14 protein-coding genes are annotated in these 15,002 nt (G+C 60.6%); 7 read left to right on the forward strand and 7 right to left on the reverse strand.

Annotated features, from left to right (window positions below):
- Window positions 1–97: 97 nt before the first annotated feature.
- Genes M5B97_RS21710 through M5B97_RS21725 form a run of 4 tightly spaced genes read left to right on the forward strand, consistent with a single transcriptional unit; the run spans window position 98 to window position 4,002 of the window.
- Window positions 98–1,024: a DUF72 domain-containing protein gene (locus tag M5B97_RS21710; RefSeq protein ID WP_134660507.1), complete on the forward strand. Its 927-nt coding sequence runs from the start codon at window positions 98–100 to the stop codon at window positions 1,022–1,024.
- Window positions 1,021–1,797 carry an endonuclease/exonuclease/phosphatase family protein gene (locus tag M5B97_RS21715; RefSeq protein ID WP_248732629.1) on the forward strand — a complete coding sequence of 259 codons (777 nt, stop codon included), beginning with the start codon at window positions 1,021–1,023 and terminating at the stop codon, window positions 1,795–1,797. The genes M5B97_RS21710 and M5B97_RS21715 overlap by 4 nt, the downstream gene beginning before the upstream one ends.
- Complete coding sequence (clsB, locus tag M5B97_RS21720) at window positions 1,794–3,056, forward strand: cardiolipin synthase ClsB (RefSeq protein ID WP_248732630.1); 1,263 nt, start codon at window positions 1,794–1,796, stop codon at window positions 3,054–3,056. Before M5B97_RS21715 ends, clsB begins: the two co-directional genes overlap by 4 nt.
- Window positions 3,046–4,002: a lysylphosphatidylglycerol synthase domain-containing protein gene (locus M5B97_RS21725; protein WP_248732631.1), complete on the forward strand. Its 957-nt coding sequence runs from the start codon at window positions 3,046–3,048 to the stop codon at window positions 4,000–4,002. The genes clsB and M5B97_RS21725 overlap by 11 nt, the downstream gene beginning before the upstream one ends.
- 5 nt (window positions 4,003–4,007) lie before the next feature.
- On the opposite strand, the gene M5B97_RS21730 is transcribed toward M5B97_RS21725, so the two are convergent.
- The 3 genes from M5B97_RS21730 to M5B97_RS21740 form a co-directional block, all read right to left on the reverse strand.
- Entirely contained in the window at window positions 4,008–4,748 is a 741-nt protein-coding gene (locus M5B97_RS21730; protein ID WP_248732632.1) for an alpha/beta fold hydrolase, read from the reverse strand.
- Window positions 4,738–5,847 carry a DUF3182 family protein gene (locus M5B97_RS21735; protein ID WP_248732633.1) on the reverse strand — a complete coding sequence of 370 codons (1,110 nt, stop codon included), beginning with the start codon at window positions 5,845–5,847 and terminating at the stop codon, window positions 4,738–4,740. Before M5B97_RS21735 ends, M5B97_RS21730 begins: the two co-directional genes overlap by 11 nt.
- 170 nt (window positions 5,848–6,017) lie before the next feature.
- Window positions 6,018–6,974: a GlxA family transcriptional regulator gene (locus M5B97_RS21740; RefSeq protein WP_248732634.1), complete on the reverse strand. Its 957-nt coding sequence runs from the start codon at window positions 6,972–6,974 to the stop codon at window positions 6,018–6,020.
- Between the two features lie 99 nt (window positions 6,975–7,073).
- On the opposite strand from M5B97_RS21740, the gene M5B97_RS21745 reads away from it, so the two are divergent.
- The gene (locus M5B97_RS21745) at window positions 7,074–7,637 is read left to right on the forward strand and encodes a cysteine hydrolase family protein (RefSeq protein ID WP_248732635.1); all 564 of its coding nucleotides are present in this window, start codon (window positions 7,074–7,076) and stop codon (window positions 7,635–7,637) included.
- 21 nt (window positions 7,638–7,658) lie between these two features.
- Here the strand turns inward: M5B97_RS21745 and tam are convergent, their stop codons facing one another.
- The gene (gene tam, locus M5B97_RS21750) at window positions 7,659–8,420 is read right to left on the reverse strand and encodes a trans-aconitate 2-methyltransferase (RefSeq protein ID WP_248732636.1); all 762 of its coding nucleotides are present in this window, start codon (window positions 8,418–8,420) and stop codon (window positions 7,659–7,661) included.
- Window positions 8,421–8,521: 101 nt separating this feature from the next.
- Here tam and M5B97_RS21755 point away from each other — a divergent pair, with 101 nt between their 5' ends.
- Window positions 8,522–9,430, forward strand: coding sequence for a LysR family transcriptional regulator (locus M5B97_RS21755; protein ID WP_248732637.1), 909 nt, complete (start codon window positions 8,522–8,524; stop codon window positions 9,428–9,430).
- Between the two features lie 68 nt (window positions 9,431–9,498).
- Here the strand turns inward: M5B97_RS21755 and M5B97_RS21760 are convergent, their stop codons facing one another.
- On the reverse strand, window positions 9,499–10,014 hold the full coding sequence (locus tag M5B97_RS21760) for a single-stranded DNA-binding protein (protein ID WP_003232445.1): 516 nt from the start codon (window positions 10,012–10,014) through the stop codon (window positions 9,499–9,501).
- 9 nt (window positions 10,015–10,023) lie between these two features.
- Entirely contained in the window at window positions 10,024–11,418 is a 1,395-nt protein-coding gene (locus M5B97_RS21765) for an MFS transporter (RefSeq protein ID WP_071489835.1), read from the reverse strand.
- Window positions 11,419–11,596: 178 nt separating this feature from the next.
- On the opposite strand from M5B97_RS21765, the gene uvrA reads away from it, so the two are divergent.
- A complete protein-coding gene (gene uvrA / locus M5B97_RS21770) occupies window positions 11,597–14,431 on the forward strand; it encodes an excinuclease ABC subunit UvrA (protein ID WP_123717352.1) in 2,835 nt (944 codons plus the stop codon).
- A gap of 67 nt (window positions 14,432–14,498) precedes the next feature.
- Here uvrA and bfr read toward each other — a convergent pair whose 3' ends face one another.
- Window positions 14,499–14,963, reverse strand: coding sequence for a bacterioferritin (gene bfr, locus M5B97_RS21775; RefSeq protein ID WP_015886133.1), 465 nt, complete (start codon window positions 14,961–14,963; stop codon window positions 14,499–14,501).
- Window positions 14,964–15,002: the final 39 nt, after the last annotated feature.

Below are 15,002 nucleotides of genomic sequence, written 5' to 3' on the forward strand. Positions count from 1 at the left end.
TCCTACATGCCGTCTGTAGAAACGCAGAAACTTTCCGCCGACTATTCCAGTCATCCCAGAACAGAGGTCAACCGACCGATCATTCACGGGAGCAACCATGACGGCGATACATATCGGCATTTCCGGCTGGCGCTACAAGCCCTGGCGCGGGGATTTCTACCCCGAGGGGCTGACCCAGAAACGTGAGTTGCAGTTCGCGTCACGCGCCGTCAACAGCATCGAAATCAATGGCTCGTTCTACGCGCTGCAAACGCCCAAGCGCTATGCCGAGTGGTACGCCCAGACGCCTGAAGATTTCCAGTTCAGCGTCAAGGCACCCCGCTATATCACCCATATCCTGCGCCTGCGCGAGGTGCATAAGCCGATGGCTAATTTCTTCGCCTCAGGTGTACTGGAGCTGAAAGAAAAGCTCGGGCCGATCCTTTGGCAATTCCCGCCCAGCTTTAAATTCGACCCGCCCCTGTTCGAAGCTTTTCTCGCCGAATTACCCACCGACACTCAACAAGCCGCCGCCCTCGCCCACCAGCATGAGTCGCGCCTGAACGGCAAGGCGAGCATGCAGGCCCATGGCAAACGCGCGTTACGCCATGCGGTGGAGATTCGCCATAAAAGTTTTGCGGTACCGGAGTTCGTGCAAATGCTGGCAAAACACGGCGTGGCGCTGGTGGTTGCAGACACCGCCGGCAAGTGGCCGTATATCGAAGACGTCACCGCCAACTTTCTTTACCTGCGCCTGCACGGCGATAAGCAGCTGTATGCCAGCGGCTACAGCGCCGAAGCACTCAAGCGTTGGGGTGATCGCATCGAGTGCTGGGCGCATGGCAAGCAACCGGCGGATGCGCATCTGGTCGCCCCGCAACACAAGCCCCGCGCCTGCAAGCAGCGCGATGTATTCTGCTTTTTCGACAATGACATCAAGGTGCGCGCGCCCTTCGATGCGCGCCAATTGCTGCAACGTTTCGGCCTGGACAAGCACCTGGCCACAACGCCCGGCGTATTGCCGGAGCCGGGGGTGTTGCCATGACGCATCCGGAATTGATCCCCGCCCCTCCCACCGCTGCCATTACGCACTTCACAGTGCTGACGGTGAATATCCACAAGGGCTTCACCGCGCTGAATCGACGCTTCATCCTGCCCGAACTGCGTGAGGCGGTGCGCAGCGTGGGCGCTGACATCGTGTTCCTGCAGGAAATCCACGGCACTCACGAACGCCACCCGCAGCGCTACAGCGACTGGCCGAACATGCCGCAGTACGAGTTTCTCGCCGACAGCATCTGGCCGCAGTTCGCCTATGGGCGCAATGCGGTCTACCCCCACGGCGATCACGGCAATGCGCTGCTGTCGAAATTCCAGATCGTGCGCTACGACAACCTCGATATCTCCCAGAGCGGGCATGAAAACCGTGGCCTGCTGCATTGCGTGCTGCGGCTGCCGGGTACCGGCCAGGAGGTGCACGCCATCTGCATTCATTTAGGCTTGCGTGAAGTACATCGCCAGCAGCAATTGCGCTTGCTGGAACAGCGCATCAGCGAGATCCCGGCCACCGCGCCGCTGGTGGTTGCCGGCGATTTCAACGACTGGCGCCAAAAGGCCGACCTGAGCCTGAGCGGCCTGCAGGAAGTATTCAACCAACGCCTGGGCAAACCCGCGCGCACGTTCCCTGCACGCCTTCCGTTGCTGCCACTGGACCGGATTTACGTGCGTAATGTGAAGGTGCATAACCCTCGGGTCCTGGCCACACGGCCATGGTCCCATCTGTCGGACCATGTGCCGCTGTCGGTGGAGATCGAACTATGACCGTTGCCGTAGAGCATATTTCCACTGATCAGCCGCCGGACGAAGCCAAGGCCCGTGACCTCGATTATGGCTGGCAGGGCGGCAACCAGGTCGAGTTGCTGGAGAACGGCGAGACGTACTTTCCACAGGTCTTCGATGCATTGCGTAAGGCGCGGCGGGAGATCCTGCTGGAGACCTTCATCCTCTTCGAAGACAAGGTGGGCCTTGAGCTCAAGGCGGTGCTGATCGAGGCCGCGCAACGTGGAGTGAAGGTGGTGGTCAGCCTGGATGGCTTTGGCTGCGGCGAGTTGAGCCCGGCTTTTCTGAGGGAACTGGCCGAAGCGGGCGTGGCGGTGCAGATGTTCGACCCGGCCGCCAAGACGCTGGGCATTCGCACCAATTGGTTTCGCCGCTTGCACCGCAAGATTGTGGTGGTGGACGCCGAAGTCGCGTTCATCGGCGGGATCAATTTCTCCGCCGATCACCTGGGTGATTATGGCCCCGAGGCCAAGCAGGATTATGCGTTGCAAGTGACCGGTCCGGTGGTGGCGGACCTGCATCATTTTGCACTTGCGCAGAGTGGCCGCCAGGTACGCACGCGACGCGGCTGGCGGCGACGCCAGCAGAGGCCTTCCCCATGGCACACCGAAAAAGGCGACGGCCAGGTGCGCCTGATTTACCGCGATAACGTGCATCACCGTGATGACATCGAAGAAGCCTACATCCACGCCTTGAGCCAGGCACAAAAACGCGTGGTGATCGCCAACGCGTACTTCTTCCCCGGCTATCGCCTGCTGCGGGAAATCCGCAACGCCGCGCGCCGGGGCGTGCGAGTGCAATTGATCATGCAGGGCCAGCCCGACGTGCTGTTGGCCAAGCTGGCGGCGCGCACGCTCTATGGTTACCTGCTCAAGGACGGCGTGGTCATTCATGAGTACTGCGAGCGCCCGCTGCACGGCAAGGTGGCGCTGGTGGATGACGATTGGAGCACCGTGGGTTCGAGCAACCTGGACCCCTTGAGCCTGTCGTTGAACCTGGAAGCCAACGTGTTGATTCGCGACCGAGCCTTCAATCAGCACCTGTATGAACGCCTGGAAACCCTGGCCAAGAACCATTGCCGGACCATGCCGGAGAACCGCAAGCAACGCCTGTGGCTTTGGCGATTGACCGTCGGTTTCCTGGTCTTCCATGTAATGCGCCATTTTCCCATGCTGACGGGATGGTTGCCGGCGCACAAACCTCGACTCAAGCCTTTTGAGGTCCAGCACCATGACACCTGATACCCAACGCTCACGGTTCAAGCGCTGGAAAAAACCGCTGACCATCGCCTTCTTCCTGTTGCTGATCGTTCTGTTCACCCTGCTCGCGCGGCGTATCGACTGGAACGAAGTGATACAGACCCTGAGCGACTTCAAAGTGCGCACATTGGTCATCGCGAGCGCGCTGACGCTGTGCAGTTTCCTGGTCTACGCCAGCTTCGACCTGATCGGCCGCACCTATATCCGCCAACCCCTGGGGTGGAAGCAGATCCTGCCGGTGGGGATCATCAGCTACGCCTTCAACCTCAACCTGAGTGCGTGGGTCGGCGGCATCGCCATGCGCTATCGGCTGTATTCACGCCTGGGGGTGAGCACCCACAATATCGCCAAGATCCTCGGGCTGAGCCTGGCGACCAATTGGTTCGGCTACATGGCGATCGCCGGGGTGATTTTCAGCAGCGGTTTGGTGACGATGCCGCCCGGCTGGAAAGTCAGCAGCAGTGCATTGCAGGGCATTGGTGCGGTGTTGGTGCTGGTCAGCATCGGTTATCTGGCGGCCTGCCAGTATTCAAAAAAGCGTGCCTGGACGATCCGAGGCATGGAAATCAACCTGCCGTCCTTGCGCATGGCGTGCTTGCAACTGATGTTGGGGGCGTTGAACTGGTCGCTGATGGCCGCAGTGATCTTCACCTTGCTGCCGGCCAAACTTGACTATCCACTGGTACTGGGCGTGCTGCTGATCAGTGCAATTGCCGGGGTGCTCACTCATATACCGGCCGGCCTGGGTGTACTGGAGGCAGTGTTTATCGCGCTGTTGCAGCACGAGGCGTCACGGGGCAGCTTGCTGGCCGGGTTGATTGCCTATCGGGCCATCTATTTCATTGTGCCGCTGCTGATCGCGCTGATGATGTACCTCGGCGTGGAAGCCAAGGCCAAAGCGCTCAGGGTCAAGAAAACACCCGCGTGAACGCTTCAGCGGGACTGGATGATGCTCAACCGCTCGCCCACCACCATCTCGGTCACCCAGTCCACCAGGATGGAGGTGTAGGCCTGCTGGGACACCGGATCGCTGAGGGAATGGTCGGCACCGTCGATGATGCGATGCGTCAGGGAATGGGTGTGCTGACACGCCGCGCGGTAGCTCATGATCGTGGCGTGGGGGACATGGTCATCGGTTTCCGATTCGACAATCAGCACATCCCCGGTAAACACCGAACAGGCGTGCAGGGCACGATTGGTTTCGGCGTGAACCAGGGTACTGCGGTAGTCCATCAAGTCGGCCTTATCCAGTTCGCGTTTGGGCTTGAGCCATTCCTGGTCGCGGTACAGCGCAGGCACGCGCAGCGCCAGCCAACGCACGGGCCGCAAAGAGGTGAGTATCGCCGCGAGGTACCCGCCATAGCTGGTGCCCACCACGGCCACCGCCGAGGTATCGATGGCCGGGTGCGACAGTAGCCGGTCGTAGGCCGCCAGCAGGTCGCGCAGGTTGTCCTCGCGGGTGACGCGGGCCAGGGCGTGGCCGCGCAGATCGAACGTCAGGCACACGCACCCCAGGCCGGCAATGCCTTTGGCCCGTTCAAGGTCCCGCTCCTGGCTGCCGCCCCAGCCGTGCACAAACAGCACCCCCGGCACTTTGGACTTGGGGCTCAGGAACGTGCCGCTCATCTGTTCGTCGTCAATCTCGATCACAATGCTTTCGCTTCTAGCCGTCATAAGGTTCAACCGTTACGTACTTGAGAAGAAATTCGCTGGTTTGCGCCGGGCCGCGATACACCTCGATGGCGCCGGCGGGCAGCAGTAAGTCCTCGTAGGTTTCCACCGAGGACACGCGGATAGCACGCAGGCCGGGGCTGTTGATAAATGTCTGCAGGGCAGCCACTTCCGCGCTGCTGGCCCCGCCCATGCGCCAGGATTGTTCAAGCACACCGCTGCGACGCTGGCCGTCGTTGTCCAGGCCCTGGGCGATATCGTAGTTGCGCCGTGATGCATAAAAACCCGGGTATGCCTCATCGGCGGCGGCGTCGAACACCCTGGCTTGCTCGATGGCTTCGCGCACATCGGCGGACAGTTCCAACTGCAGCAAGTCGTCGTAGTCTCCGGGCACCACCAGCAGGTTGGAGCCGCCGTACACGTCTTCCCCCTGCCCGTCTTTTGTCAGGTATTGCTCGCCGCAGTAGCTCAACACGTGACCGCCGATAAAGCTCTGGCCGACGCTATGGGTGACCACGTCGCGCAGGTCCTGCTCCAGCACCACGCCGTCGTTGAAGCGCTGCGCGGCGTCAGGTCGTGCCAGCAATGCGTCGAACTCATCCACGCTGTGGATAACTTCCTGGCCACGGCCCGCGCAGGCATGCACCGGCTTCATGCGAATTGGCCCGCTGTACAGCAAGCGCGTGGCTGCGGGTCGGGCATCTTCCAGGGCGAAGACGCTCAAGCCATCCAGCACGACCGTTCGCACACGCTCGCAGAACTGCGCCGACCAACCTTCGGGAACCTTGGCCTGCGGGCCGAGCACACCGTGAGTGATGGCTTTGGTGCAGATGAAATCGTGGTCGACGTAGCCGCCCCACAAATCCTGCGGGCCTTGGACGTTGAGCGCGCGGGCCTGCGCCTGTCCGACCAGAGTCTGCGTAGGCAAAAGATACAGCGCTTGGCCGGCATGCAACCCGGCGTCGTAGCTGCCGCCGAATGGCAGCTCCAGAACCTGCGCCAGCCAGCGGGCCAAAACGCGGTTGGTTTGCACCTCATGCAACGGCGCCCCTCCGCGTACGGAATGAGCGACTACCAGCTTCTTGCGTTGAGTCAGGGTCATGCGTCCCCCTGGGCCATTGCGCCATGTGTGTGCAAGGGAGGTTGCAGGGATAGGCCAAGGCTCTTTCGGGGAGGACAGTTTTTAAATCAAGCAGTTGCTGAAAAAACGATAGCAGTTGGCCTGCTTCATTCTGCACGACGTTGCGTGGGTGCCGGGGCGTTCTGCACGATTCAAACGCCAAAGCGGCTGCGGTATTCACTGGGCGCCAGACCGGTGATTTTCTTGAAGGTGGCGCGGAATGCGCTGGGGTCCTGGTAACCCACGGTCCAGGCGATATGGTCGACGGTCGCGTTGGTGAACTCCAGCATCTGCCGCGCCTTGCCCACACGCAGGTGCTGGCAGTATTCGGTGGGTTTCAAGCCCGTGGCGCTGCGAAAACGCCGCAGGAACGTACGCTCTTCCAGCCCCGCCTCCTGAGCCATCGCCGCCACGGAAACGTCCACCGCCCCGCTGACCTGCAGCCAGTGCTGAACCTTGAGTATGGCAGCGTCACCGTGGCCGAGAATGGGCGCGAAGTTGCTGCCGCACTGGCTGGCACTGTCACTGTGCTCGATCACCAGAAAACGTGCCGTGTCGGCTGCGATGCTCGGGCCCATCAGGCGATCGACTAGGCGCAGGCCGAGTTCGGACCAGGCCATCAAGCCAGCGGTCGTGATCAGGTCGCCATCATCGACGATGGGTTTATCCGCCTCCAGGCGTACGGCGGGGTAACGGGCCGCGAAGGATTTGGCGGACGACCAGTGGGTGGTAGCACTGCGCCCATCCAGCAACCCACTGCGTGCCAGCATGATCGAGCCGATACACACGCCGCCCAGCACCGCACCTGCCGCGTGTTGCTGACGAATCCATTCCAGCAATGCCGGGGGTGCCTGGTCTTCGGTGAACTCGCCTATCGACGGGGGCACCAGTACGGCCATCATCGGTTGATCGGGACCGGGATCGCTGCTGAATACGCGTATCGGTGTGCCTGTCGCATTCAACTGCCAGTGGCTGACCCGCAGCCGTGGCAATTGCGCGGATTGATAGTCGGCGGCGATGCGATTGGCCACACCGAACAGATCAGTCAGACCATGCACAGCCGCCATTTGCGCACCGGGGTAGATCAACACGCCGAGCTCAACCACCATTGTCAGTTTTCCCCCTGTTATTGTCGGTGCAGCCAATCCCGGGTGCAGGCGCCAGTTAAGATAATGGGCCCATCAACCCCATCTCGCGAGGCGACACACATGGTCAAGCAAGCGCTCATCCTAATCGATATCCAGAACGACTACTTCCCTCAAGGCAAATGGCCGCTTGATGGCGTGGATGCCGCCGCAGACAAGGCCGCACAAGTGCTGCAGGCGTTTCGCCAGAAAGGCGACGCGGTGATTCATGTGCGTCATGAGTTCACCTCCGATGACGCACCGTTCTTCACTCCGGGCTCCGAAGGTGCCCACCTGCACACCAAAGTGTTGAACGAGGGCAGCGAGCCCGTAGTACTCAAACATTTTGTGAATGCATTTCGCGGGACCCACCTGCGCACCCTGCTGGAGCAGCGCAGCATCACCGATCTGGTGGTGGTCGGCAGCATGAGCCATATGTGCATCGACGGCGTGGTGCGAGCGGCGGCGGACCTGGGGTACAAGGTCACGGTGATTCATGATGCGTGTGCGACGCGGGACCTGGAGTTCAACGGCCAGGTGATTCCAGCGGCGCAGGTGCATGGGGCCTATATGGCTTCACTGGCATTTGGTTATGCAAGCGTGCTGTCGGCGGCTGAGTACTTGGAGGCGCAAGCGGCGGCGGCCTGACCGCCACTTGGCGTTACTGCGTCAGCGGGTCGCGATAATGAACAGGCGCGGGAATGGCAGCAGTACGGTGCCATCGCCCAGGGCTGGGTAAGCCTGAGTGATCCGCGTCTTGTATTGCTGTAGGAAGTCAGCCCTTTCACCCTCGGTCAAAGGTGCGAGGAAGGGTCTCAGGGCTGAAGCCTTGAACCATTCCACCACTGCGGCGTGATCCGCCAACGGATGCTGGTAGGTGGTGCGCCACACATCGACGGTGCTGCAGTGTTTGCTCAGCAGCTCGTAGTAGTAGCTCGCGGTATGGCGCTCATTGTGTTTGACCGTGCCGATCCGCGATGACCACGGGCCATCGGCAGCGACCTCGCGAGCAAGCCGGTGAGCGGGTTCGTCGAGGTTATCCGGTGTCTGCACCGCTAACGTGCCGCCCGGCGCCAGTTGATGGATCAAATGCGGGTAAAGCGTGGCGTGGTCCGGCAGCCACTGCAGGGATGCGTTAGCCAAAATCACGTCGAAGGTTTGCGCGGGCTTCCAATCGCCGATATCCGACCGCTCGAAGTTCAGCGCCGGTAGCCGATTACGCGCATCGGCCAGCATGTCATCGGAGCTGTCCATGCCGGTCACGTGGGCATGCGGAAAGCGCTCGGCCAGGACCTCAGTGGAGTTGCCGGGGCCGCAGCCCAGGTCGATGGCATTGCGCACTTCAGTATTGGGAATAGCCGCAACGAGATCACGCACCGGACGTGTACGCTGCTGTTCGAACATCGTGTACTGCTTGGCTGACCAGGTCATCGCGGCTTTCCTTCTTCTTGAGGTTGGCTACAGCCTAATTCTTGTGAGCCATGAGAACAAATGCCAGGATTGACGCTCTCCCATACCTGAAAAGTATCCCAATGTTGGAACTGCGCCAGCTTAAAGCCTTCGTCGCCATCGCCGAAGAAGGCTATATCACCCGAGCCGCCGAACGCCTGGGCATGCAGCAACCACCCTTGACGCGGATGTTGCAAAACCTTGAGGCCGAACTCGGTGTGAGCCTGATGGAACGCCTGCCACGTGGTGTGCGCCCCACCACTGCTGGCCTGGCCTTGTTGGACGAGGCACGGGAAATACTGGCCCAGGCTGAGGGGTTGGCCGAAGTAGTGCAGCGTGCCGCGCGCGGTGAACGTGGCCGCCTGGCCATTGGTTTCACCAGCTCTGCTGCCCTGCATCCATTTGTACCCAGCGTATTGCGGCTTTTTCGCGAAACCTTTGTCGGTGTTTCAGTCGTGCTGGAGGAAGCCGGCACCGGCGAACTACTGGATGCATTGGTGCACGAGAAACTCGATGCGGCGTTTATCCGTTCGCCGCTCAGCGGGGCGCCGTCGCTGCAGGACGAACCGATTCTGGTGGAGCCCATGCTGCTGGCGCTGCCGACGGACCACCCCTTGGCAATCGACTCCGCATCGCCCCTGCCATTGGCGGCCTTGGCGACCGAGTCCTTTGTGCTTTATCGCCGTCGCGTGGGGTTGGGGCTATATGACGCGATCCTGGTGGCTTGTCGTGAGGCTGGCTTCAGCCCACAGGTGGTCCAGGAAGCGCCGCGCATGACCGCAACATTGAGCCTGGTGGCGGCGGGGCTTGGGGTGTCGATTGTGCCGGCGTCGATGCAGCGGTTGCGGGGCGACGGCATCGTCTACCGAGAGCTGACAGAGTGCCGGAGCCTGGTCGCGCCGTTGCATCTGGCGACACGGATCGGTGACGGTTCGGCGGTATTGCGCCGGTTCAAAGAGATGGTGGTGACGGCGGCGTCGACGGATGCGTGATCAGCGGCAATAAAAAACCCCCGAGGGTTTAGCCATCGGGGGTTTTGCTTGTTCCGGGTCTTTAGACCTTAGAACGGGATATCGTCATCAAAGCTGTCGAAATCCGGAGCCGGTTGCGGAGCGGCCTGTTGTGGCGCTGGACGCGACTCACGCTGTGGCTGCTGGCTTGGCTGCGGACGGGACTGTTGTGGGCGCGGAGCCGAGTTGGACATACCGCCCTGGCCCTGCTGGTCGCCTTGTGGACGGCCGCCCAGCAGTTGCATGGTGCCTTGCATATCGACCACGATTTCAGTGGTGTAACGCTTGATGCCGTCTTTTTCCCACTCGCGGGTTTGCAGTTTGCCTTCGATGTAGACCTGCGAGCCTTTGCGCAGGTACTCACCGGCGATCTCTGCAACTTTGCCGAACATCGACACACGGTGCCATTCGGTTTTCTCGACCTTCTGGCCGGTCTGCTTGTCGGTCCACTGTTCGCTGGTCGCCAGACTCAGGTTGGTCACAGCGTTACCGTTGGGCAGGTAGCGAACTTCGGGATCCTGGCCGCATGTACCGACCAATATGACTTTGTTAACCCCACGGGCCATAACGTTCTCCTAGGCTGGGCGCGCTGTCGGCACTGGGTTGACCAACTGCTCGAGCGTCGCGCGATCCAATAATTCGGTGTCCAATTTGATGTAGATGGCGGCTTCTTCAGCAACAACCACGGCATCGGTAACCCCTGTGACGGCCTTGAGGCGCTCAACCAGACCGGCTTCGCGGATCGCTTCTGGCGATAACGGCAAACGCAGGCTCGTCACATACGGAGGTTCACGCATGGTAACAGCAAAGGCCAGCCAGAGGGCAGCCAGACCTGCGCATCCAAGGAACACAACCGACAAACCGCCATGCTGGAACATCCAGCCACCCATGATGCCGCCCAGCGCAGAACCGAGGAACTGGCTGGTGGAATACACCCCCATCGCCGTGCCCTTGCCACCCGCTGGTGAAACTTTACTGATCAACGAAGGCAACGAGGCCTCCAGCAGATTGAACGCGGTGAAGAATACGACCGTGCCGATCACCAGCGCCCGCAGGCTGTCGCCGAACTGCCAGAAGAATAGCTCAGTGAGCATCAGCGTCGCGACGGCGCCGAGTAGAACTCGTTTCATTTTGCGTTTCTTCTCGCCATAAATGATGAACGGGATCATGGCGAAGAACGAAATCAGCAACGCTGTGAGGTAGACCCACCAGTGCTGCTCCTTGGGCAGGCCGGCTTTTTCGACCAAGGCGAGGGGCAACGCGACGAAGCTGCACATCAGCATGGCGTGTAATACGAAGATACCTAAATCGAGGCGCAACAGGTCCGGGTGCTTGAGCGTCGGCAGCAGCGCCTTGCGCGCGACGCCGGACTCACGGTGCTGCAATGTACCGGTGGAACGCGGCACCATGAACGCCACGATCACGATCCCGAACAACGCCATGCCGCCGGTGGCGAGGAACAGCCCATGCAAGCCAAACGCACGCGTCAGCAGCGGGCCGACCACCATGGCCACCGCGAATGACAGCCCGATCGTCATGCCGATCATGGCCATCGCCTTGGTGCGATGCTGTTCGCGGGTCAGGTCCGAAAGCAACGCCATAACAGCAGCGGAAATGGCCCCGGCGCCTTGCAGGATCCGTCCGGCGATGACGCCCCAGATGGAGTCGGACTGGGCCGCAAGCACACTGCCGAGGGCGAACACGATCAGCCCGAGGTAAATCACCGGGCGACGGCCAATGCGGTCGGAAATAATCCCGAATGGAATCTGAAAAATCGCCTGGGTCAGGCCATAGGCGCCGATTGCCAGGCCGATCAAGGCGGGGGTCGCTCCTGCGAGATCCATTCCATAGGTCGCCAGCACCGGCAACACCATAAACATGCCAAGCATACGGAAGGCGAACACCAGGGCCAGACCGCTTGCCGCTCGGGTCTCGCCGCTACTCATGCGTTCGCTGTGGGGATCGTGCATGGAAAAACCTCGTGTGAACCGGCGGCGATTCTACCAGTCCCATCGATTGAGAGGGTATATGCGGCGCTTTGCCGCGCAGCTTTCATCTAAAGCTGCAAGCGGCTTTTTGACAGTGTATATTCATCCAGTCTTTAGCCGTATACTCCGGCATTATTTACGCCCGCCGTGCGAGGCCATCTTGGACAAGATCCTGATTCGTGGGGCTAGAACCCACAACCTGAAGAACATCGACCTGACCCTGCCGCGGGACAAACTGATCGTCATCACCGGCTTGTCCGGGTCCGGCAAATCGTCCCTGGCGTTCGACACGCTGTATGCCGAAGGCCAGCGGCGTTATGTGGAGTCGCTGTCGGCCTATGCCCGGCAGTTCCTGTCCATGATGGAAAAGCCCGACGTCGACACCATTGAAGGCCTGTCGCCGGCGATCTCCATCGAGCAGAAGTCGACCTCCCACAACCCGCGCTCCACCGTGGGCACCATCACCGAAATCTACGACTACCTGCGCCTGCTTTACGCGCGGGTGGGTATTCCGCGTTGCCCGGACCACGATATTCCCCTGGAAGCCCAGACCGTCAGCCAGATGGTCGACCTGGTATTGGCCCAGCCGGAAGGCGCGAAGCTGATGCTGCTGGCGCCAGTGATTCGCGAGCGCAAGGGTGAACACCTTTCCGTCTTCGAGGAGCTGCGGGCCCAAGGTTTCGTGCGCGCACGCATCAACGGCAAGCTGTATGAGCTGGACGAAGCGCCGAAGCTCGACAAACAGAAGAAGCACTCCATTGATGTAGTGGTCGACCGCTTCAAGGTACGGGCGGATCTGCAGCAGCGCTTGGCGGAATCGTTCGAGACGGCATTGAAGCTGGCGGATGGCATTGCCCTGGTGGCGCCGATGGATGACGAGCCGGGCGAAGAGATCATCTTTTCTGCGCGCTTCGCCTGCCCGATCTGCGGTCATGCCATCAGCGAGCTGGAACCCAAGCTGTTTTCCTTCAACAACCCAGCTGGCGCCTGCCCGACCTGTGATGGCCTGGGGGTGAAGCAGTTCTTCGATATCAAGCGCCTGGTCAACGGCGAGCTGACCCTGGCGGAAGGCGCGATACGCGGCTGGGACAGGCGCAACGTCTATTACTTCCAGATGCTGGGGTCGTTGGCGTCGCACTATAAATTCAGCCTGGAAGTACCGTTCAACCAACTGCCGGCCGAGCAGCAGAAAGTCATCCTTCACGGCAGCGGGTCGCAAAACGTCGACTTCAAGTACCTGAACGACAGGGGCGATATCGTCAAACGCTCTCACCCGTTCGAAGGCATCGTGCCGAACCTGGAGCGTCGTTATCGCGAGACCGAGTCGGCCAGCGTGCGCGAAGAGTTGGCGAAATACCTCAGTACTCAGCCTTGTCCGGATTGCCGCGGCACTCGCCTGCGTCGTGAGGCGCGGCATGTGTGGGTCGGTGAGAAAACCCTGCCGGCAGTGACCAACCTGCCGATCGGTGACGCTTGCGAGTACTTTGCCGTGCTTAAGCTGACGGGGCGTCGCGGGGAAATTGCCGACAAGATCCTCAAGGAAATTCGCGAGCGCTTGCAGTTCCTGGTCAACGTTGGCCTGGATTACCTGTCGCTGGATCGCAGTGCCGATACCTTGTCTGGCGGTGAAGCCCAGCGGATTCGCCTGGCCAGCCAGATTGGTGCCGGACTGGTGGGCGTGCTGTACATCCTCGATGAACCGTCGATTGGTTTGCACCAGCGCGACAACGATCGCCTGCTGGGCACGCTGAAACACCTGCGGGATATCGGCAACACGGTGATTGTGGTCGAGCACGATGAAGACGCGATCCGCCTGGCGGATTACGTCGTCGACATTGGTCCGGGCGCAGGTGTGCATGGTGGACATATTGTCGCCGAGGGCACGCCTGCCGAAGTCATGGCTCATCCAGATTCGTTGACCGGCAAGTACCTGTCGGGCCGCGTGAAGATCGAAGTGCCGGCCAAACGCACGCCGCGCAACAAGAAGCTGGCGCTGCACCTCAAGGGCGCGCGTGGCAACAACTTGCGCAACGTCGACCTGGAAATTCCGCTGGGCCTGCTGACCTGCGTGACCGGTGTGTCCGGCTCGGGTAAATCGACCCTGATCAACAATACGCTGTTCCCGTTGAGCGCCACCGCCCTGAATGGTGCGACCACACTGGAAGCGGCTGCCCACGACAGCATCAAAGGCCTTGAGCACCTCGACAAGGTGGTCGATATCGACCAAAGCCCGATTGGCCGCACGCCGCGTTCCAACCCGGCGACCTATACCGGCTTGTTCACCCCCATTCGCGAGCTGTTTGCGGGCGTTCCGGAATCCCGCTCACGCGGCTACGGGCCTGGACGGTTCTCGTTCAACGTCAAGGGCGGGCGCTGTGAGGCGTGCCAGGGCGATGGCTTGATCAAGGTAGAGATGCACTTTCTGCCGGACATCTACGTGCCGTGCGACGTGTGCAAGAGCAAGCGCTATAACCGCGAAACCCTGGAGATCAAGTACAAGGGCAAGAGCATTCATGAAACCCTGGAGATGACGATCGAGGAGGCGCGGGAGTTCTTTGACGCGGTTCCTGCGTTGGCACGCAAGCTTCAGACGCTGATGGATGTGGGCCTGTCGTACATCAAGCTGGGGCAATCGGCGACTACGCTGTCCGGTGGTGAAGCACAGCGGGTGAAGCTGTCTCGCGAGCTGTCCAAGCGCGATACGGGCAAAACCCTGTATATCCTCGATGAGCCGACCACGGGTCTGCACTTTGCGGATATCCAACAACTGCTCGACGTGTTGCACCGCCTGCGTGACCACGGCAACACTGTGGTGGTGATCGAGCACAACCTTGACGTGATCAAGACCGCGGATTGGCTGGTGGACCTGGGGCCGGAAGGCGGCTCCAAGGGTGGCCAGATTATCGCCGTGGGCACGCCGGAGCAGGTCTCAGAAATGCCGCAGTCACACACTGGTTACTACTTGAAACCTTTGTTGGAACGCGACCGGGCCTGACTTTTTCAAGCCTGATAAAAAGCCCCTGTCACCTCGCGGTGACAGGGGCTTTTTTTGTAGCCGGAAATCAGAACTGCGATTGCAGGTAGTTTTCCAGACCGACCAGCTTGATCAAACCAAGCTGCTTTTCGAGCCAGTAGGTGTGATCTTCTTCGGTGTCGTTCAATTGCACTCGCAGGATTTCCCGAGTGACATAGTCGTTGTGCTGCTCGCAGAGTTCGATGCCTTTGCAGAGCGCAGCACGGACCTTGTATTCGAGACGAAGGTCGGCGGCGAGCATGTCAGGTACCGTGGTCCCCACATCCAGATCGTCGGGACGCATACGCGGCGTGCCTTCGAGCATCAGGATACGGCGCATCAGTGCATCGGCGTGCTGTGCCTCTTCTTCCATTTCGTGGTTGATACGCTCATAGAGCTCGGTAAAGCCCCAGTCTTCGTACATGCGCGAATGGATGAAATATTGGTCACGAGCTGCCAGTTCGCCCGTCAGCAACGTGTTGAGGTAATCGATTACGTCGGGGTGACCTTGCATCGCCCTACATCTCCCTGCTTGAAAGTCTGTAGTTTGAAC

This window comes from Pseudomonas sp. MWU13-2517, from assembly GCF_023242545.1.
Lineage (GTDB): Bacteria > Pseudomonadota > Gammaproteobacteria > Pseudomonadales > Pseudomonadaceae > Aquipseudomonas.

Bases quoted from the DNA above. Each gene is read 5' to 3' on its own strand.
- clsB (WP_248732630.1), top strand. From the start codon at position 1,794: ATGACCGTTGCCGTAGAGCATATTTCCACTGATCAGCCGCCGGACGAA.
- M5B97_RS21715 (WP_248732629.1), top strand. From the start codon at position 1,021: ATGACGCATCCGGAATTGATCCCCGCCCCTCCCACCGCTGCCATTACG.
- M5B97_RS21710 (WP_134660507.1), top strand. From the start codon at position 98: ATGACGGCGATACATATCGGCATTTCCGGCTGGCGCTACAAGCCCTGG.
- M5B97_RS21745 (WP_248732635.1), top strand. From the start codon at position 7,074: ATGGTCAAGCAAGCGCTCATCCTAATCGATATCCAGAACGACTACTTC.
- M5B97_RS21760 (WP_003232445.1), bottom strand. From the start codon at position 10,014: ATGGCCCGTGGGGTTAACAAAGTCATATTGGTCGGTACATGCGGCCAG.
- M5B97_RS21740 (WP_248732634.1), bottom strand. From the start codon at position 6,974: ATGGTGGTTGAGCTCGGCGTGTTGATCTACCCCGGTGCGCAAATGGCG.
- M5B97_RS21735 (WP_248732633.1), bottom strand. From the start codon at position 5,847: ATGACCCTGACTCAACGCAAGAAGCTGGTAGTCGCTCATTCCGTACGC.
- tam (WP_248732636.1), bottom strand. From the start codon at position 8,420: ATGACCTGGTCAGCCAAGCAGTACACGATGTTCGAACAGCAGCGTACA.
- M5B97_RS21765 (WP_071489835.1), bottom strand. From the start codon at position 11,418: ATGCACGATCCCCACAGCGAACGCATGAGTAGCGGCGAGACCCGAGCG.
- bfr (WP_015886133.1), bottom strand. From the start codon at position 14,963: ATGCAAGGTCACCCCGACGTAATCGATTACCTCAACACGTTGCTGACG.
- M5B97_RS21730 (WP_248732632.1), bottom strand. From the start codon at position 4,748: ATGACGGCTAGAAGCGAAAGCATTGTGATCGAGATTGACGACGAACAG.
- M5B97_RS21725 (WP_248732631.1), top strand. From the start codon at position 3,046: ATGACACCTGATACCCAACGCTCACGGTTCAAGCGCTGGAAAAAACCG.
- M5B97_RS21755 (WP_248732637.1), top strand. From the start codon at position 8,522: ATGTTGGAACTGCGCCAGCTTAAAGCCTTCGTCGCCATCGCCGAAGAA.